The sequence below is a fragment of the Stutzerimonas tianxiuensis genome, from assembly GCF_053470365.1.
Genome location: NZ_JBPVWS010000001.1, coordinates 301,215 through 318,520, shown reverse-complemented (window position 1 = coordinate 318,520; position 17,306 = coordinate 301,215). Strand labels below are relative to the sequence as shown.

Below are 17,306 nucleotides of genomic sequence, written 5' to 3'. Positions count from 1 at the left end.
TAGGAACCGATAGATGAGCGAATACTCGATTTTCACCTCCGAGTCCGTGTCCGAAGGGCACCCGGACAAGATTGCCGACCAGATTTCCGATGCGGTGCTGGACGCCATCATCGCCGAGGACAAGCACGCCCGCGTGGCCTGTGAAACGCTGGTCAAAACCGGTGTCGCCATCGTCGCCGGTGAGGTGACCACCAGCGCGTGGGTCGACCTCGAGCAGCTGGTGCGCGACGTTATCGTCGACATCGGCTACAACAGCTCGGAAGTCGGCTTCGACGGCGCGACCTGCGGCATCATCAACATCATCGGCAAGCAGTCAGTGGACATTGCCCAGGGCGTTGACCGCACCAAGCCGGAGGATCAGGGCGCTGGCGACCAAGGCCTGATGTTCGGCTACGCCAGCAACGAAACCGACGTGCTGATGCCCGCCCCGATCCGCTTCTCCCACGCACTGGTCGAACGCCAGGCCGAAGCGCGCAAGAACGGCCTGCTGCCGTGGTTGCGTCCGGATGCAAAGAGCCAGGTCACCTGCCGTTACGAAGGCGGCAAGGTGGTCGGCATCGACGCCATCGTGCTCTCCACTCAGCACAATCCTGAGGTCAAGCATTCCGACCTCAAGGAAGCGGTGATGGAGCTGATCGTCAAGCACGTGATCCCGGCTGAGCTGCTGCACAGGGACACCCAGTTCCACATCAACCCGACCGGCCAGTTCATCATCGGCGGCCCGGTGGGCGACTGCGGCCTGACCGGACGCAAGATCATTGTCGACACCTATGGCGGCATGGCCCGTCATGGCGGCGGCGCATTCTCCGGCAAGGACCCATCCAAGGTCGACCGTTCGGCCGCCTACGCTGGTCGTTACGTGGCGAAGAATATCGTCGCCGCCGGCCTGGCCGAGCGTTGCGAAATTCAGGTCTCCTACGCCATCGGCGTGGCCCAGCCGACGTCGATTTCGATCAACACCTTCGGCACCGGCAAGCTCAGCGACGAGAAGATCGTCGCTCTGGTCCGCGAGCATTTCGATCTGCGTCCGTACGCAATCACCACCATGCTCGACCTGCTGCACCCGATGTACAAAGCCACCGCAGCCTATGGCCACTTCGGGCGTACTCCAGTTGAGATGACGGTCGGTAGCGACACCTTCACCGCCTTCACCTGGGAAAAGACCGACAAAGCCGACGCCCTGCGCGCCGCTGCTGGCCTGTAAAACACAGCCCGCAGGCACAAAAAAAGCCCCGCCAGCAATAGCTGAGCGGGGCTTTTTCATTCAGGCTAGTTCTTCAACCGATAGCCCGTCTTGAAGATCCACCAGATCAACCCGAGGCACAGCGCCAGGAAGCCCAGCGTCATGGCCAGGCTGATGCCGACGTTAACGTCAGAAACGCCGTAGAAGCTCCAGCGAAAGCCGCTGATCAGGTACACCACCGGGTTGAACAGCGTGACCTTCTGCCAGAGCGGCGGAAGCATCTCGATTGAATAGAAGCTGCCGCCCAGAAAAGCCAGCGGCATGACGATCAGTGACGGAACAATCTGCAACTTCTCCCAGCCGTCCGCCCAGATGCCGATGATGAAACCGAACAGGCAGAAGGTCACCGCCGTCAGCACGAGAAACAGCGCCATCACAAAGGGATGAGCGATCTCGTAATCGACGAACAAGCGCGCCGTGAGAAGGATCACCAGGCCGAGAATGATCGACTTGGTTGCTGCAGCGCCCACGTAGCCGATCACGATCTCCAGATACGACACTGGCGCCGACAGCACTTCGTAGATCGTGCCGGAATAGCGCGGCATGTAGATGCCGAACGATGCGTTGGAAATGCTCTCGGTGAGCAGCGCCATCATGATCAGGCCAGGGATGATAAAGGCGCCGTAGGGAATGCCGTGCATCGCCTCCATGCGCGAACCGATGGCCGAACCGAAGACCACGAAATACAGCGATGTGGAAATAACCGGGGTGGCGATGCTTTGCAACAGCGTGCGCCAGGTGCGCGCCAGCTCGAACAGATAGATGGCGCGGATTGCATGGAAATTCATGTGCGGCTGCCTTTCACCAAACTGACGAAGATTTCTTCCAGAGAGCTCTGACTCGACTGCAGGTCCTTGAAGTCGATGCCGTGGGCGGCGAGGCGCCTGAGCAGGTCGGCAATGCCGGTGTCCTCGTGCTGGGCATCAAAGGTGAACACCAGCTGGTTGCCCGAGTCGACCAGTTCGAGCGGATAGTTGGACAGCTCCGCCGGAATCTCTGCCAGCGGCCGTTGCAGATGCAGGGTCAGCTGCTTGGTGCCAAGCTTCTGCATCAGCGCTTTCTTGTCCTCTACCAGGATGATCTCGCCCTTGCTGATCACACCGATGCGGTCGGCCATCTCCTCGGCCTCTTCGATGTAGTGCGTGGTGAGAATGATGGTCACACCGCGCTCGCGCAGGCGGCGGACCATTTCCCACATGTCGCGGCGCAGCTCAACGTCGACGCCAGCTGTAGGCTCGTCGAGAAACAGAATGCTCGGCTCGTGCGACAGCGCCTTGGCGATCATCACCCGGCGCTTCATGCCGCCGGACAATTCGATAATGCGCGCGCTCTTCTTGTCCCATAGCGACAGGTCGCGCAGCAGCTGCTCAAGGTAAGCGTCGTCCGGCGCCTTGCCGAAAAGACCGCGAGAAAACCGCACCGTCGCCCAGACGCTCTCGAATCCTTCGTTGAACAGCTCTTGCGGCACCAGCCCGATCTTCGAACGCGCGGCGCGGTAGTCATTGATGATGTCGAAGCCATCCACCAACACACGTCCGCTACCGGGATTGACGATGCCGCAGATGATACTGATCAGTGTGGTCTTGCCCGCGCCGTTGGGCCCAAGCAGGGCAAAGATCTCGCCTTTGTGGATCTCTAGATCGATCTGCTTGAGCGCCGGATGTCCTGAGGCGTAGGTCTTGGTGAGGTGCTCGATGGTGATCACGGGTTGCACAGATGAATCACTCCGCAAAACATTTGGCTGACGATTGTACGGCGCTGTTGATTAGCTCACTAATCAATGCCGTTGATAACGATCATGCCCACAGCCGTATCGCAAGCGCATGCTGCTCATGCCGTCGGCACAACAGGAGGGGCCTTGTATGCAGCGGATCAGACTGGCCTTCGTCACGCTGTTCACAACCGTAACCGTTCTTTGGCTCACCACAGCTGGCGTCGTCCCAGTCGACTACTCCCGTTTCTGGCCGCTGCGCGCAGACATGGTTCATTACAGTGGCGCTCTTGCCATCACCGCCATGAGCGCGGCGATCTACCTCGCCATCCGCCCACAGTGGCTGGAGCGCCTGCTGGGCGGACTGGACAAGAACTACCGGTTGCATAAATGGCTTGGCCTCGCCGCCTTGGTGGTATCGGCAGTGCATTGGGGGTGGGCGCAAATTCCTAAATGGCTGGTGGATTTAGGCTGGCTCCAACCTCCAGCGCGACGCGGCGCGGGTCAGATCCAGGAAGGGCTGATCGGTTGGCTCCACCAGCAGCGCGGCTTTGCCGAGGATATCGGTGAGTGGGCGTTCTACCTGGCCGCGCTGCTAATCATCCTCGCGCTGCTCAAGCAGTTCCCCTATCGCTGGTTCTTCAAGACGCATCGCTGGCTGGGCCTGGTCTATCTGGTGCTGGTCGCGCACAGCGTGATGCTGATGCCGCCGGTCTACTGGTCTTCAGTGTTGGGCGTCACCATAGCTTTGCTACTTGCCGCCGGCTCGTTCGCGGCGGGCGTCTCGTTGTTGCGTCGGGTAGGTCGCAGACATCAGGTGGTCGGCCACATTGAAGAACTCACCTACCACGCCGACAACCGCGTTTTGCAGGTGCACATAATGTTCGACGGCGCCTGGCCGGGGCACACGCCGGGGCAGTTCGCCTTTGTCACGTTTGACGAGACTGAAGGCCCGCACCCGTTCAGCCTCTCCAGTGCCTGGCAGAACGACGGCCAGCTGTCGTTCTCGATAAAAGGCATCGGTGACTATACTCGCACCCTGCCGCAAACATTGCACAGCGGCGATGCCGTCACGATAGAAGGCCCTTACGGCTGTTTTGATTTTCGCGGACGCGCACCAGCACAGATCTGGATTGCCGGCGGCATTGGCATTGCGCCTTTCCTCGGCCAACTGCAGGCGCTGGCGGCGGATAAAGAGCAACGCCACCAAGTCGATCTTTTCTACTGCACCGGTGCACCGGACCAGGGCTTCATCGCGGGCCTGAGAGCGCTGGCGGAAGCAGCCCGCATACGCCTGCACGTCCTGACGACAGCCGAACAGGGCCGGCTTACGCCTGCACGGGTTCGCCAGCTGGTCCCCGACTGGCAAAACCGCGACGTTTGGTTCTGCGGGCCGGCCCGCTTCGGCAGCGAACTGCGCCATGACCTGACCGAGCACGGCCTGCCGGCCAGCGATTTCCATCAGGAACTGTTCAACATGCGCTAGCGCACGGCCGCAGCTGATCCTGGGGAGCAGAATGGGCCGACCTCAATGAGCAAGGATGCTCTTTTATGCAGCGCTTGATTGCAGCAGCCCTCTGTACCTTCTCCTGCCTGGCAATGGCCGAGTGCCCTGACTGGCCGAACCGCCGAGCCGAAACAGAACTCACAGCCTTGGCCGCCCAGATGGCAGAGTGGGACGACGCCTATCATCGGCGCGGCCTGTCGCTGGTCGATGATGAAATCTATGACCAGGCCCGGCAGCGCCTGGAGCAATGGCAAGAATGCTTTGCTGCAATCAACGCAACCCCTGCGGCGGACCCGCTTGACGGCGCCGAAGGGCCCGTAGCCCATCCGGTCGCCCACACCGGGTTGGCCAAGCTCGCAGATGCCGAGGCGGTCAAGGAGTGGCTCGCGACTCGCTCGGATGTCTGGGTGCAACCGAAAGTGGATGGTGTCGCGGTGACGCTGCACTACCGGAACGGTTCTCTGGTCCGCCTGGTAAGCCGCGGCAACGGCAGTCACGGGCAGGACTGGACCGACCGGGCCCAACTGCTACAGGCCATACCGCTAACGCTGCCTGTTAGCGGAGAGCTGATCCTGCAGGGTGAGCTGTACTGGCGCTTGCAGGACCATGTCCAGGCCGAAGCCGGCAGTGTCGGGGCACGCAGCCGTGTCGCCGGGGCGATGGCGAGGCAGGCGCTGGATCGGGAAACCGCCGCGCAGATCGGCCTGTTCGTCTGGGATTGGCCCAGCGGCCCTAGGGACATGCAGGCACGCCTTGCAGGACTGATTGCGATGGGCTTCGGCGATAGCGCCGCGATGACCCTGCCGCTGAATACCGCTGAACAAGCCGGAGATTGGCGTGAGTACTGGTTTCACCACCGCCTGCCGTTCGCCACCGACGGCATCGTGCTACGTCAAGGCCAACGTCCGGAGGCTGCCCGCTGGCAGGCCCAGCCACCGCGCTGGGCAGTCGCCTGGAAATACCCACTGCGGACAGCCGTCACCCGTGTGCGCGACGTAACGTTCAGCATTGGCCGCAGCGGCCGAATCACGCCGGTGCTGCAGCTGGAGCCGGTACAGCTGGATGACCGCCTTGTCAGCCGCGTCAGCCTCGGCTCCGTGAAGCGTTGGGAACAAGACGACGTGCAGCCCGACGATCAGGTCGCGATCGCCCTGGCCGGCCTGACTGTCCCGCGCTTCGAGCGTGTCGTCTGGCGCATGCAGCAGCGGCAACGGGTCGAGGCGCCCAGACCCGCTGACTACCATTTTCTGAGTTGCTGGAAAGCCAGCCCTGGCTGCGAGCAGCAGTTCGTCGCACGCCTCGTCTGGCTCAGCGGCAAGCACGGTCTCGACCTGCCAGGGTTGGGGCCTGGGACCTGGCAAACCCTGGTGGAATCCGGGCTGGTCGAAGACCTGCTTGACTGGCTGCAGCTCGATCAGCGTCGTCTGCAACAGATTCCGGGCATCGGTGAAGCCAGCGCCGGCAGCCTGTTTAGCAGTTTTCAGCTAGCCCGCGAGCGCCCCCTTGCCAGCTGGTTACGGGCGCTCGGCGCGCCCCCTGGCGCCGATGCAATCCCCGCCGAGAACTGGGAAGCCCTGGCCGATGTCAGCCTGGTGCAATGGCAAGCGGAGCCCGGCATTGGCGCAACACGCGCTCAGCACCTGCGCGCCTTTTTCACGTCGCCGGACGTTCTTCGGCTGCGACAGCGGCTGCATGAGGCCGGAATCGTCGGTTTCTAGTGGCACTTCACCGCTCGCCTCCAGTCATATGACATCACAACAAAAAAAGGACCTGTGCATGACCGGCCGGCACAATCTCCTCGCTTCTATGCTGTTCTGCTTTTGCGTGAATCAGCCAGCGATGGCCGCCGCAGAGACGGATGCCACGTGCAGCGCTCAGCGCGAGCACATCAGCCAGCAGATAAAGGACGCCCGCCTGAAGGGCGACAGCGGTCAACGCGTTTTACTGGAAGCTCAGCTGCAAAACCTGACCGAGCGCTGCAGTGGTGTAGTCCCACTGCAGCCCAACCACGCTGAAATCGAAAGCGCGATGCGCCTGGCGACGACGCGCGAAGCGCAGCTGCGTGAGGCGTTGGGAACGGGTGATCCGCAGGTGATCGAGGTGAGCAAGCGGCGCCTAGATCAGGCGCGCAAGCAACTGGAAGCGGCCAAGCACTGACAGCGTTCGACGCCCACATGATCAATAGGCGCGAAATTCCTTGTGGCAGGCTTCGCAGGCATCTTCAACCTGCTGAAATGCCGGCGCGACACTTTCTGCAGTCACCGCCGTCTGTGTGGTCGCTGCCACGAGCGCGGCAGTGCGGGCCTCAAGTTCACGTGCCATCTGCTTGAACCGCGCCTGCTGTTGCCAGACGTCGTCACGGGCATCGCTCTGCGCTTCCTTCACTTCGGGGTAGTACTGCCAAGGCTGGCGGGACAACTGATCAAGCTTCGCCGCTCCGCTGGTGAAGCCTTCCGGATCGAAAGGCAGGCGACCGCGCAACATGCCGCCCAGGTCTTCCTTGACGTCGAGCATCTGCTGATAGATGGCCTTGCGCTTGCCGAGAGGAGAATTGGGATCGATGCGGTCACAGCCAGCCAACAGCGCCAACACGGTGACCAGCGACACACTCAACGGCAACAACTTCATGGTTCGACTACTCGCAAATACAACGGCCGGCGATTATCGCCCCTGCCAGCCGTATCACCAAACCTCATCCGCCTACTGCGACCATTCACCACCCGCGCTTTCACAGTCGATCTTGGCCTGAGCGTGGTCGGTTGCCTTGTAGTAGTAGGTGATGATGCGCGCTTGCTCGGGCACCGTGGTGGGCGCGGGCGTGCTGGTCGCCTGGCTGCCGGTGGCACGTTCGTTGGCCAAGGTTGCGGGCGTCAACGCAGCCGTACAAACGCCAAAATGACCGGATGGGCAACTGTCGAGGATCTCTCGGCGAGAGTTCTTTACCGCTTCGTTGTTTTGACAGACCCAGTCGATGTTGTTGTCGCCCATGCCCTCGTAGCGAAAGCACTTCTCGGTCACCACCGGCGGCGGCACTGCGCCGGACGTTTCAGCACTGACATAGCAGGAATTGGCGGTAGCCGGCAGGCTCAACCCGGCTGTAATGACTAGCAGAACAGAACGAAACAAGAGGTTCATGTTGGCAGCTCCTGAGGTCACTCGCCCGGCGAGGTTCACCGAACCTTAGCGTTCGACCGCTCAGTCGATGACCGAGTTCGCGATTCACCAAGCGCATAATCCTCCCGGCACCATTTGCGCCCTCATCTAGTCCACTCTTTGCAGCCTATGGACGCTGACCTGAGGACCCCATGCTAGAACTTTCGGCCATTTTCATCAGCCTCACGGCACTGCTCGCCTACCTCAACTACCGTTTCATCGGTTTGCCACCCACCATCGGCGTAATGGCCACAGCGCTGGTGTTCTCGCTGCTGCTGCATGGGTTGACGGTGTTGGGTCTGCCAGAACTGGAAGCGCAGATCGAGGCGTTGGTCGGGCGAATCGACTTCAATCACCTGTTGATGGACGGGATGTTGTCGTTTCTGCTGTTTGCCGGTGCGCTGCACATCAACCTGGCCGATCTGCGCGCCCGCCGCTGGGCGATCGGTCTACTGGCTACGGTTGGGGTACTGTTTTCCACGGCCGTGATCGGCCTGGGCAGCTGGTGGATCCTCGATCTTTTCGGACTCCAGCCGCCGCTGCTCTACTGCCTGCTGTTCGGCGCGCTTATTTCGCCAACCGACCCCATCGCCGTGCTCGGCATCATGCGTTCGGCCGGCGCGCCGAAGGCACTGGAGACCACTATCGTCGGCGAGTCGCTGTTCAACGACGGGGTCGCAGTCGTGGTGTTCACCGTGCTGTTGGGCGTGCTCGCGCGCGGCGAAGCGCCCGGCGCGGGGGAAGCCATATGGTTGTTCGTCGAGGAAGCCGGAGGGGGCATCTTGCTCGGCGCTCTGCTTGGCGCATTGACCTTTGCCCTGCTCAAGAGCATCGACCAATACCAGGTAGAGGTCTTGCTGACCCTCGCGCTGGTGCTGGGCGGCTATACCCTGGCCACGCACCTGCACGTCTCCGGTCCCATCGCCATGGTGGTGGCCGGACTGATCATCGGTAACCAGGGGCGCCGGCATGCCATGTCGGATCATACCCGGGACAACCTCGATAACTTCTGGGAGCTACTCGACGAGATTCTCAACGCAGTGCTCTTCGTGCTGATCGGCATGGAGCTGGTGCTACTGCCATTCAGCGCGCAGTACCTGCTGATTGCGCTGTGCGTCACCCTCCTCATCCTTGGCACCCGCCTGGTGGCAGTCGGCCCGGCAGCCTTTCTGTTGCGCAAAATGGGTCGGGCACTGCCCAACGGCACCGTGCGCATCCTCACCTGGGGCGGGCTGCGAGGCGGCATTTCTGTAGCGTTGGTGCTGGCGCTGCCAGCCAGCGACGAGCGCAATCTGCTGCTGAACATCACCTATCTGGTGGTGCTGTTCTCGATCCTGGTCCAGGGACTGAGCATTGGCAGGCTGGTTCGGCGGATCTGCACGCGCGATACGGACCGCGCTCACTGACCCCTGCACCAGCGCCAGCGCCAGCGCCAGCGCCAGGGTAGGCCCTACCACGATCACGGCTGTAGCCAGCGGGGGGCGTCTTGGCGCCAGCGGCTGCTCATCTGGAGAAAGCCAACCGCGTAGTGTCTTCACGAAGTGCTCGAAGTCCTGAGAGGATCCAGAGCCACACGAGCCTTGCCTCCACTAGCTGCCCGCGGGCTCCAACCCTCCTAATCGTTGACGTAAATCAATCTCCGTCACTGCCGCATCGTTTTCCGGTGCCAACGCGTCGCTTCCAGAACACTCGCCAAGGATGGCATTCGTACCATCGGTTCCGTACTTGACCGCAAACCTTGCGCCCTGTCGCTACGGCTGAACCGTGGAGCCTGACAGACCCCGTGCATCAGGAATAGGCCTTGATGCACCGCGCAATGCGGTCCTGTTTCAAAGCGCTGACAGGCCCCGAAGCTTGATGGTCGGGGCGGAAGGCATGTCGGAGTGGGTCCTGCTGGTTGCGCAGAACCTATTAGACATCGCACAGGCCTGTCGCCTATCTGCGCACTTTTCGATAACCGTTAGGGAGCTAGGGTGAAAAAAATGAGAACAATCCAAGCCACGCTGAAGACGTTGCTCGCTGGTGCGGCAGCATCCGTCTTGATAATGAGCACGCATGCCCAGGCACTGACGTTGAAACTCGCTACAGACTCTGGCACCAAGGGTTCACCGGCGGGCGACGCCTTGAAAAAGTGGGGTGAGCTGATCGAGCAGAAGTCGGACGGCGAGATCAAAGCCAAGGTTTTCTACCAGAACGAGCTTGGCGGCCAGCAGGAAGTGTTTGACCTGCATGTCGCCGGTGACGTCGATCTGATGCTGAACTGGCCGATGACGTCTTACGACAAGCGCATCGGCGTTATCTACACACCCTACATGACCCTGTCCTGGGATGAAGCGCTTAAGGCCTACAGCCCTGGCGGCTGGGTCAATAACATGCTGGGCGGGATTTACAGCGATATCGGCCTGAAGTTTTTCGGCCCCTGGCCGGAAGGGTTCAACGGTGTTGCCTCCAAAGGCAAATATGCACTGAATATTGCCGATGCGAATGGCCTCAAAGTGCGCACGATGACCGTGTTCCCGGCACCACAGACCATGCAGGCGCTGGGTTACCAGACCGCCGCAATCGATTGGGGCGAGGTCTACACCGCGCTGCAGACCGGCGTGGTCGATGGTGAAGCCGGCAACGTCATCTACTGGGACTACGAGTACTTCCGCGATTCCCTGGATTACTACGTGCAGACCAAGCACTTCTTCATGACCGGCATTCTGTCCGCCAACCAGGACACCTGGGAAAACATGAGCGAAGAGGAGCAGAAAATCGTCAGCGACGCGGCTATCGAGATCATGAACGAGCAGTTCAAGGCTGCCAAACAGCAGGACGATTACTACATCGCCAAAGCTCAGGAAGCGGGCATGAAGTACTTCGAGCCTAACGAGGAGCAGATCCGCGAATTCGCCAAAGCCGCGCGCGAGAAGGTCTGGCCACAGATGGACAAGGAAGTGGGCCCAGAGATCATGGACACCATCCGCAAGAACGCCTCTCCGCTGTAATCAGCGAATTTCAGGCTTTAATCCACAACCGGCCCGCTTTGCGGGCCGGCTTGTTCATACGCTGGAAGAAAAATGATCCGAGAATTCTTTTCCGGACTGGATAAAGGCGTGGGCTGGTTGTTAGAGGCCGCAGCCTTCGTTGCCAGTCTGCTGGTGGTTGGTCTGATGTTGTTTCTAGTGTTGGCCCGCTATGTGTTCGGCTGGTCCATGGTGGGATTGCTGGAGCTGATCATGCTGTTCGGCATGTGGCTTTATATGCTCGGGGGCACCATCGCCTGCCGGCGCAACGAGCATCTCAAGGTCGACTTCATCGAGTTGAAGATCACCGACCAGCGATTTCAGCTGATGCACAAGGCTCTGATCTCGCTGATTTCGTTCCTGATCTGCCTGTTCTTCGTGGTACTCGCCTACCGCATGCTGAGCTGGGGGCTTCGCCGTCCGCAATCGACCCCGGGAATGGGCATCCCGCTGTGGTTGCCCCAGGCATCCATCATGCTCGCGGCCATTGGTTGCAGCTGCTATTCGCTGAGGGACGTCATCGGCTCACTGGCCGGCATTAAACAGCTGGGCCAAAAGGAGCTTTGATATGGAAGGTTTTATTGCAATTGGCCTGTTGATCCTGCTGATGATCATCGGTGTACCTGTCGCCTGGTCGTTCGCCGGCGTCTTGGCGTATCTGGTGTACGCCTACGATGCCAATCTGAACACCATGATGCTGCAGGGCTACCGCTCTCTCGACTCGGTAATTCTGATTGCGCTGCCGCTGTTCGTATTAACCGGCTACCTGATGCAGAGCGGAGGAATCGCCCGTCGGCTGGTCGATTTCATCGAAGTCATGATCGGCAAGCGCCGTGGCGGCATGGGCGCCTCGATGGTGATGGCATCCGGCATCTTTGGGGCCATCGCCGGTACGGCTACCGCTGCTGTCGCCTCGATCGGCACGATCATGATCGGCCCACTCGAGCAACGCGGTTACCCACGCAGTTACTCGGCCGCGCTGCTGGGCATTTCATCGCTGCTGGGCATTCTGATTCCACCCTCGATCACGATGATTTTGTTTGCAGTGGTAACCCGTCAGTCAGTGGCAGCCTGTTTTGCCGCCTCGGTTGGACCGGCGGTTCTACTGATCATTGGCTTGATCGCGGCCAACCGTTTCAGTGTCGGTCGCTTCTTCAATGAAGTCACGAGTGCCGCAGGCGACGGTATCGGGCAGCTTCCGGGTAAAGGCAAAGCAACCCTGCGCGCCATTCCGGCGCTGTCACTGCCCGTGATCATTCTCGGCGGGATCTACGGGGGCATATTCACCCCCACCGAAGCCGCAGCGGTGGCTGCGTTCGCGGCCATGTTCATCGGCTTTTTCGTCTACCGCGATCTCAACCTGGGCAGCTTTGCCCGCAGCGTGGTCTCCGCGGCCGAGACTACCGGCACGGTGATTCTCATCCTCCTGTTCAGCTTTATGATCGGGCGAATCCTGGCATCCGAGCGGATTCCGCAGGACCTGACCGAGCTGGTGACCCACCTGATTCAGAATCCATTGTTGATCCTGATCGCAGTGAACATCTTCCTGATCATCGCCGGCATGATCATGGACGATGTATCGGTCACGGTGGTGATTGCGCCTTTGTTCCTGCCTTTGATGGTCGAAAGCGGCGTGCATCCGGTTCATTTCGCCTCGATCGTCGCCTGCTCCGTCGTGATCGGCGCCAACAGCCCACCGGTCGCCCCGATCCTCTATATGGCGTGTCGAATCGGCAAAGTCTCTATCCACAAAACCGTAGCGCCAGCGCTGGCGCTGATGGCCTTCGTGGCGTTGCCCGTGATGATAGTCACGACCTTCGTACCGGAGCTCTCGCTTTTCCTGCCTCGTATACTGGGTTTCATCTGAGACCTTTCGAAGGCCAGTTGAAAAGCAGTCCGACCGCCGGCCAACTGGCCGGCATGTAGGCCGGCGTATTGATCGGTGGAGCTGCGCCCGAGATACCAATCACGCTCGCTGATCAGCATTGCGCGCCGGGCTTGGGATCTTCTGCGGGCGCGGCTATAATCGCCGGGCTTCACACCGCCGGCACCGTTCGGCCGTGCCCGCCACCTGTCCGAGGGGCGCTGCAGCAGGCTTACCATTCAGGGGTCTGTCAGGCTCGGATAGGGCGTTAACCATACGCATCAACGGCGCCCATTCGCACAAAACGAATGGAGAACTCTTCCATGAGCGCTGTCATGACGCCTGCAGGTTTCAACGATTTCAAGGTCGCCGACATTTCCCTGGCCGATTGGGGTCGTCGCGAAATCATCATCGCCGAATCAGAAATGCCTGCCCTGATGGGACTGCGCCACAAGTACGCCGGCGAGCAGCCGCTGAAAGGCGCAAAGATCCTCGGCTGCATCCACATGACTATCCAGACCGCCGTGCTGATCGAGACGCTGACCGCCCTTGGCGCCGAAGTACGCTGGTCCAGCTGTAACATCTTCTCCACTCAGGATCAGGCCGCTGCAGCCATCGCGGCGGCGGGCATCCCGGTGTTCGCCTGGAAAGGCGAAACTGAAGAAGAGTACGAGTGGTGCATCGAGCAGACCATCCTCAAGGACGGCCAGCCGTGGGACGCCAACATGATCCTCGACGACGGCGGCGACCTGACCCAGATCCTGCACGACAAGTACCCGCAGGTGCTGGAGCGCGTCCACGGCGTTACCGAAGAAACCACCACCGGCGTGCATCGCCTGCAGGACATGCTGAAGAAAGGCACCCTGAAGATCCCGGCGATCAACGTCAACGACTCGGTCACCAAGAGCAAGAACGACAACAAGTACGGCTGCCGCCACAGCCTCAACGACGCCATCAAGCGCGCCACTGACCACCTGCTGTCCGGCAAGCAGGCGCTGGTGATCGGCTACGGCGACGTGGGCAAGGGCTCGGCTCAGTCGCTGCGTCAGGAAGGCATGATCGTCAAGGTTTCGGAAGTCGACCCGATTTGCGCCATGCAGGCCTGCATGGACGGCTTCGAACTGGTCTCCCCGTACAAGGACGGCCTGAACGACGGTACCGATGCGTGCATCGACACTGCATTGTTGGGCAAGATCGACCTGATCGTCACCACCACCGGCAACGCCAACGTGTGTGACGCCGGCATGCTCAAAGCGCTGAAGAAGCGCGCCGTAGTCTGCAACATCGGCCATTTCGATAACGAAATCGACACAGCCTTCACCCGCAAGAACTGGGCTTGGGAAGAGGTCAAGCCGCAGGTGCACAAGATTCACCGCACCGGTCCGGGCAGCTTCGATGCGCAGAACGACGATTACCTGATCCTGTTGGCCGAAGGCCGCCTGGTGAACCTGGGTAACGCCACCGGTCACCCGAGCCGGATCATGGATGGCTCGTTCGCCAATCAGGTGCTCGCGCAGATCCACCTGTTCAACGAGAAGTTTGCCGACCTGCCGGTCACTGAAAAGACCGCGAACGTCACCGTCATGGTGCTGCCGAAGAAGCTCGACGAGGAAGTCGCAGCGGAAATGGTCAAGGGCTTCGGCGGTGTCATTACTCGCCTGACGCCGAGCCAGGCCGAGTACATCGGCGTTGAAGTCGAAGGCCCGTTCAAGCCGGATAGCTACCGCTACTAATCGAGGCCATGCCGCATCGGCACTCTGGCGACCAGTTCGTCCGAGTGCGATGCGGCTGATTGCCGAAAGGAATTGTCATGTCACACACACGTAGCCATAGCTTCAGCTTCGAGTTCTTTCCGACCAAGACCGACGCCGGGCACGAAAAACTCCTGGCCACTGCCAGGTGCCTGGCCGAATACAAACCGGACTTCTTCTCCTGCACTTACGGTGCTGGCGGCTCGACACGCGATCGCACCTTGAACACCGTGCTGCAGCTGGACGGCGAAGTTAAAGTGTCCACGGCGCCGCACCTATCCTGCGTTGGCGGTAGCAAGCAGGAGCTGCGCGAGCTGCTCAACCTGTACAAGGACGCCGGCATCAAACGCATTGTCGCCCTGCGCGGTGATCTGCCGTCGGGCATGGGCATGGCCAGCGGTGAGCTGCGCTATGCCAATGAGCTGGTGGAATTCATTCGCGCCGAAACCGGCGACCACTTCCACATCGAAATCGCTGCCTATCCGGAAATGCATCCGCAAGCACGCAATTTCGAGGATGACCTGGCCAATTTCGTGCGCAAGGCCAAGGCCGGCGCCGACAGCGCCATCACCCAGTATTTCTTCAACGCCGATTGCTACTTCTACTTCGTCGAGCGCGTGCGCAAGATGGGCGTCGAAACGCCGATCGTGCCGGGCATCATGCCGATCACCAACTACAGCAAGCTGGCGCGCTTCTCAGATGCCTGCGGTGCGGAGATTCCACGCTGGGTGCGCAAGCAGCTGGAAGCCTACGGTGACGACATGGAGAGCATCCAGACTTTCGGCGCGCAGGTCATCACCGAGATGTGCGAGAAGCTGCTCGCCGGCGGTGCGCCGGGGTTGCACTTCTACACCCTGAACCAAGCCGAGCCGAGCCTGGCAATCTGGGACAATCTCAAGCTCGGCCGCTGACGCAACGACCAGCTCTCTGAAAAACAGGGAGCTGGTCAATGAACCTGCGAACTGCCACACTGTCCTACCAATGCGGTGATAACAGGCTCTGTTATACTCCGCGCTTCCGCCAGGCTTACGCCCGGATGTCGTCATCGTTGAGATGCGGCAGGACCGGACGGGATCGCACGCCAGTCGCGATTCGAGCCAGGCATGACCATCCAGGGCTTCGCCCTATACGAGACAGGATTACTCATGTCCTTTGCTTCCCTCGGTCTCTCCGAGGCTTTGGCCGGTGCCGTCGAGGCTGCCGGTTATACCCAGCCTACACCAGTGCAACAGCGGGCCATTCCCGCCGTGTTGCAAGGACGCGACCTGATGGTCGCTGCACAGACGGGAACCGGCAAAACCGGTGGTTTTGCCCTCCCCGTGCTGGAAATTCTTTTCCCGGGTGGCCATCCCGATCGCGAGCACCGCCACGGTCCGCGTCAGCCACGCGTATTGGTGCTGACACCGACGCGCGAACTCGCCGCCCAGGTTCACGACAGCTTCAAGCTGTACGCCCGCGATCTGCCGCTGAAAAGCGCGGTCATCTTCGGCGGCGTCGGCATGAACCCGCAGGTGCAGGCGATTGCCAAGGGTCTAGACGTGCTCGTCGCCTGCCCTGGCCGCTTGCTGGACCTGGCCAACCAGAAGGCCGTCGACCTTTCCCACGTGGAGATTCTGGTCCTCGACGAAGCCGACCGCATGCTCGACATGGGCTTCATCCATGACGTCAAGAAGGTCCTCGCCAAGCTGCCGACCAAGCGGCAGAACCTGCTGTTCTCGGCGACCTTTTCCAAGGACATCACCGACCTCGCCAGCAAGCTGCTGCACGAGCCGGAGAAAATCCAGGTCACGCCTCCGAACACGACGGTCGAGCGTATCGAGCAACGGGTCTTCCGTCTGCCGGCCACACACAAGCGCGCCCTGCTGGCTCACCTGATCACTCAGGGTGCCTGGGAACAGGTGCTGGTGTTCACCCGCACCAAGCATGGCGCCAACCGCCTCGCCGAGTACCTCGACAAGCACGGCCTGCCGGCTGTCGCGATTCACGGCAACAAGAGCCAGAACGCTCGCACCAAAGCACTGGCTGACTTCAAGGCAAATGCCGTGCGCATTCTGGTCGCGACAGACATCGCGGCCCGCGGCCTGGACATCGACCAGTTACCCCATGTGGTCAACTTCGAGCTGCCCAATGTCGAGGAAGATTACGTTCACCGCATCGGTCGTACTGGCCGCGCCGGTCGCAGCGGCGAAGCGATCTCGCTGGTTGCACCCGATGAGGAGAAGCTCCTCAAAGGCATCGAGCGGATGACCAAGCAGAAGATTCCCGACGGTGACTTGATGGGTTTCGACGCCGCCTCCATCGAAGCGGAGAAGCCGGAAGTCCGCGAACCGCGCCAGCCGCGCCCTGCCCGCAATAGCGAACGCAAACCGCGCGGCGAGCGCGCCGCCAAAACCACCGAAGCGGCCGCTGGCGAGCCGAAAGCGGGCGACCGCAACCGTCGCGGCCGCAACAAGCCGCGCAATGCGCGTCCAGCGCAGGGCTCAGCAGAGCAGACAGCTGCCGCGCCGGCAAGCCGTCCGCCTCGCCTACCGAATGATCGCGCTCCGGACGTATTTCTTGATGACGAAGTCGATAACTTCGGCAACAGCGTCGACTATGTCAGTCCCTACCAGAACAAGCAGGGACGTGGCCGTCGCCCCGGCGCCCCGGCTCAACCCGGCGGCCAACCACGTGCCGCGGCGGGCCCTCGCGCGGCTACTGCCGGTGCAGGCGCTCAGGGCAAAGGCAAGCGTCAAGGCCAATCAGCCCGTGGCAGCCAGCCACGCCGCAAGAATGAAGGACGCCGCATCGAGGGTGACAACGGTGGCGCCCGTCGGGACGTTGCGGAGAAGCCGAAGGAAAAGCAGCCGGTCATCATCCACAAGGAGTCGAAGCTGGACCGCCTGCCCAGCATCGAGCAGCTGGAACAACTGCCAACCAAGCCTCGCGGCGAGAAGCCGGCATTGCTGACCCGCAATCGCTGACAGGTAGCACAAACAAAAACGCCGCCCTTGAGGGCGGCGTTTTTGTTGGAGCCTTTTACTTTTCGCCGAGCCATAACATCAGCGAGCGACCGGCAAGCGCCGCCAG

General features: G+C 61.1%; 15 protein-coding genes and 1 riboswitch. Of the genes, 11 read left to right on the top strand and 4 right to left on the bottom strand.

Annotated elements, in window-relative coordinates; all coding sequences use genetic code 11:
* Window positions 1–13 precede the first annotated feature (13 nt).
* Window positions 14–1,204, top strand: a complete 1,191-nt coding sequence (gene metK, locus ACSSNI_RS01325; RefSeq protein ID WP_319297147.1) for a methionine adenosyltransferase — start codon at window positions 14–16, stop codon at window positions 1,202–1,204.
* 65 nt (window positions 1,205–1,269) lie between these two features.
* Here metK and ACSSNI_RS01320 read toward each other — a convergent pair whose 3' ends face one another.
* A complete protein-coding gene (locus ACSSNI_RS01320; RefSeq protein ID WP_102836701.1) occupies window positions 1,270–2,031 on the bottom strand; it encodes an ABC transporter permease in 762 nt (253 codons plus the stop codon).
* Window positions 2,028–2,957, bottom strand: coding sequence for an ABC transporter ATP-binding protein (locus ACSSNI_RS01315; RefSeq protein ID WP_448258820.1), 930 nt, complete (start codon window positions 2,955–2,957; stop codon window positions 2,028–2,030). Before ACSSNI_RS01315 ends, ACSSNI_RS01320 begins: the two co-directional genes overlap by 4 nt.
* Window positions 2,958–3,105: 148 nt before the next feature.
* On the opposite strand from ACSSNI_RS01315, the gene ACSSNI_RS01310 reads away from it, so the two are divergent.
* The 3 genes from ACSSNI_RS01310 to ACSSNI_RS01300 all read left to right on the top strand — a co-directional run bounded on the left by ACSSNI_RS01310 (window position 3,106) and on the right by ACSSNI_RS01300 (window position 6,618).
* On the top strand, window positions 3,106–4,440 hold the full coding sequence (locus ACSSNI_RS01310) for a ferredoxin reductase family protein (protein WP_448258818.1): 1,335 nt from the start codon (window positions 3,106–3,108) through the stop codon (window positions 4,438–4,440).
* A 65-nt stretch (window positions 4,441–4,505) separates the two neighbouring features.
* On the top strand, window positions 4,506–6,179 hold the full coding sequence (gene ligB / locus ACSSNI_RS01305; protein WP_448258816.1) for an NAD-dependent DNA ligase LigB: 1,674 nt from the start codon (window positions 4,506–4,508) through the stop codon (window positions 6,177–6,179).
* Between the two features lie 58 nt (window positions 6,180–6,237).
* On the top strand, window positions 6,238–6,618 hold the full coding sequence (locus ACSSNI_RS01300; RefSeq protein ID WP_448258814.1) for a DUF1090 domain-containing protein: 381 nt from the start codon (window positions 6,238–6,240) through the stop codon (window positions 6,616–6,618).
* A gap of 21 nt (window positions 6,619–6,639) precedes the next feature.
* On the opposite strand, the gene ACSSNI_RS01295 is transcribed toward ACSSNI_RS01300, so the two are convergent.
* Window positions 6,640–7,089 carry a c-type cytochrome gene (locus ACSSNI_RS01295; protein WP_448258812.1) on the bottom strand — a complete coding sequence of 150 codons (450 nt, stop codon included), beginning with the start codon at window positions 7,087–7,089 and terminating at the stop codon, window positions 6,640–6,642.
* A gap of 72 nt (window positions 7,090–7,161) precedes the next feature.
* Complete coding sequence (locus ACSSNI_RS01290; RefSeq protein WP_448258811.1) at window positions 7,162–7,596, bottom strand: hypothetical protein; 435 nt, start codon at window positions 7,594–7,596, stop codon at window positions 7,162–7,164.
* A 170-nt stretch (window positions 7,597–7,766) separates the two neighbouring features.
* Between ACSSNI_RS01290 and ACSSNI_RS01285 the strand changes: the two genes are divergently transcribed.
* From ACSSNI_RS01285 to ACSSNI_RS01255, 7 genes are all read left to right on the top strand, one after another.
* Complete coding sequence (locus tag ACSSNI_RS01285) at window positions 7,767–9,020, top strand: cation:proton antiporter (RefSeq protein WP_159966921.1); 1,254 nt, start codon at window positions 7,767–7,769, stop codon at window positions 9,018–9,020.
* Between the two features lie 576 nt (window positions 9,021–9,596).
* Window positions 9,597–10,604 carry a TRAP transporter substrate-binding protein DctP gene (gene dctP / locus ACSSNI_RS01280; RefSeq protein WP_148925446.1) on the top strand — a complete coding sequence of 336 codons (1,008 nt, stop codon included), beginning with the start codon at window positions 9,597–9,599 and terminating at the stop codon, window positions 10,602–10,604.
* Between the two features lie 72 nt (window positions 10,605–10,676).
* Window positions 10,677–11,189 carry a TRAP transporter small permease gene (locus ACSSNI_RS01275; RefSeq protein WP_200639958.1) on the top strand — a complete coding sequence of 171 codons (513 nt, stop codon included), beginning with the start codon at window positions 10,677–10,679 and terminating at the stop codon, window positions 11,187–11,189.
* Window position 11,190: 1 nt separating this feature from the next.
* Complete coding sequence (locus ACSSNI_RS01270) at window positions 11,191–12,489, top strand: TRAP transporter large permease (RefSeq protein ID WP_200639959.1); 1,299 nt, start codon at window positions 11,191–11,193, stop codon at window positions 12,487–12,489.
* Window positions 12,490–12,693: 204 nt separating this feature from the next.
* Window positions 12,694–12,786, top strand: a riboswitch (S-adenosyl-L-homocysteine riboswitch).
* A 23-nt stretch (window positions 12,787–12,809) separates the two neighbouring features.
* Complete coding sequence (gene ahcY, locus ACSSNI_RS01265; protein WP_200639960.1) at window positions 12,810–14,219, top strand: adenosylhomocysteinase; 1,410 nt, start codon at window positions 12,810–12,812, stop codon at window positions 14,217–14,219.
* 77 nt (window positions 14,220–14,296) lie between these two features.
* Complete coding sequence (gene metF / locus ACSSNI_RS01260; protein ID WP_148925450.1) at window positions 14,297–15,148, top strand: methylenetetrahydrofolate reductase [NAD(P)H]; 852 nt, start codon at window positions 14,297–14,299, stop codon at window positions 15,146–15,148.
* A 234-nt stretch (window positions 15,149–15,382) separates the two neighbouring features.
* Window positions 15,383–17,200, top strand: coding sequence for a DEAD/DEAH box helicase (locus ACSSNI_RS01255; protein WP_148925451.1), 1,818 nt, complete (start codon window positions 15,383–15,385; stop codon window positions 17,198–17,200).
* Window positions 17,201–17,306: the final 106 nt, after the last annotated feature.

What these genes read in the sequence shown, in the direction of transcription:
- metK (WP_319297147.1), top strand. Translation starts at nt 14, where the DNA reads ATGAGCGAATACTCGATTTTCACCTCCGAGTCCGTGTCCGAAGGGCAC.
- ACSSNI_RS01320 (WP_102836701.1), bottom strand. Translation starts at nt 2,031, where the DNA reads ATGAATTTCCATGCAATCCGCGCCATCTATCTGTTCGAGCTGGCGCGC.
- ACSSNI_RS01310 (WP_448258818.1), top strand. Translation starts at nt 3,106, where the DNA reads ATGCAGCGGATCAGACTGGCCTTCGTCACGCTGTTCACAACCGTAACC.
- ligB (WP_448258816.1), top strand. Translation starts at nt 4,506, where the DNA reads ATGCAGCGCTTGATTGCAGCAGCCCTCTGTACCTTCTCCTGCCTGGCA.
- ACSSNI_RS01300 (WP_448258814.1), top strand. Translation starts at nt 6,238, where the DNA reads ATGACCGGCCGGCACAATCTCCTCGCTTCTATGCTGTTCTGCTTTTGC.
- ACSSNI_RS01295 (WP_448258812.1), bottom strand. Translation starts at nt 7,089, where the DNA reads ATGAAGTTGTTGCCGTTGAGTGTGTCGCTGGTCACCGTGTTGGCGCTG.
- ACSSNI_RS01290 (WP_448258811.1), bottom strand. Translation starts at nt 7,596, where the DNA reads ATGAACCTCTTGTTTCGTTCTGTTCTGCTAGTCATTACAGCCGGGTTG.
- ACSSNI_RS01285 (WP_159966921.1), top strand. Translation starts at nt 7,767, where the DNA reads ATGCTAGAACTTTCGGCCATTTTCATCAGCCTCACGGCACTGCTCGCC.
- dctP (WP_148925446.1), top strand. Translation starts at nt 9,597, where the DNA reads ATGAGAACAATCCAAGCCACGCTGAAGACGTTGCTCGCTGGTGCGGCA.
- ACSSNI_RS01275 (WP_200639958.1), top strand. Translation starts at nt 10,677, where the DNA reads ATGATCCGAGAATTCTTTTCCGGACTGGATAAAGGCGTGGGCTGGTTG.
- ACSSNI_RS01270 (WP_200639959.1), top strand. Translation starts at nt 11,191, where the DNA reads ATGGAAGGTTTTATTGCAATTGGCCTGTTGATCCTGCTGATGATCATC.
- ahcY (WP_200639960.1), top strand. Translation starts at nt 12,810, where the DNA reads ATGAGCGCTGTCATGACGCCTGCAGGTTTCAACGATTTCAAGGTCGCC.
- metF (WP_148925450.1), top strand. Translation starts at nt 14,297, where the DNA reads ATGTCACACACACGTAGCCATAGCTTCAGCTTCGAGTTCTTTCCGACC.
- ACSSNI_RS01255 (WP_148925451.1), top strand. Translation starts at nt 15,383, where the DNA reads ATGTCCTTTGCTTCCCTCGGTCTCTCCGAGGCTTTGGCCGGTGCCGTC.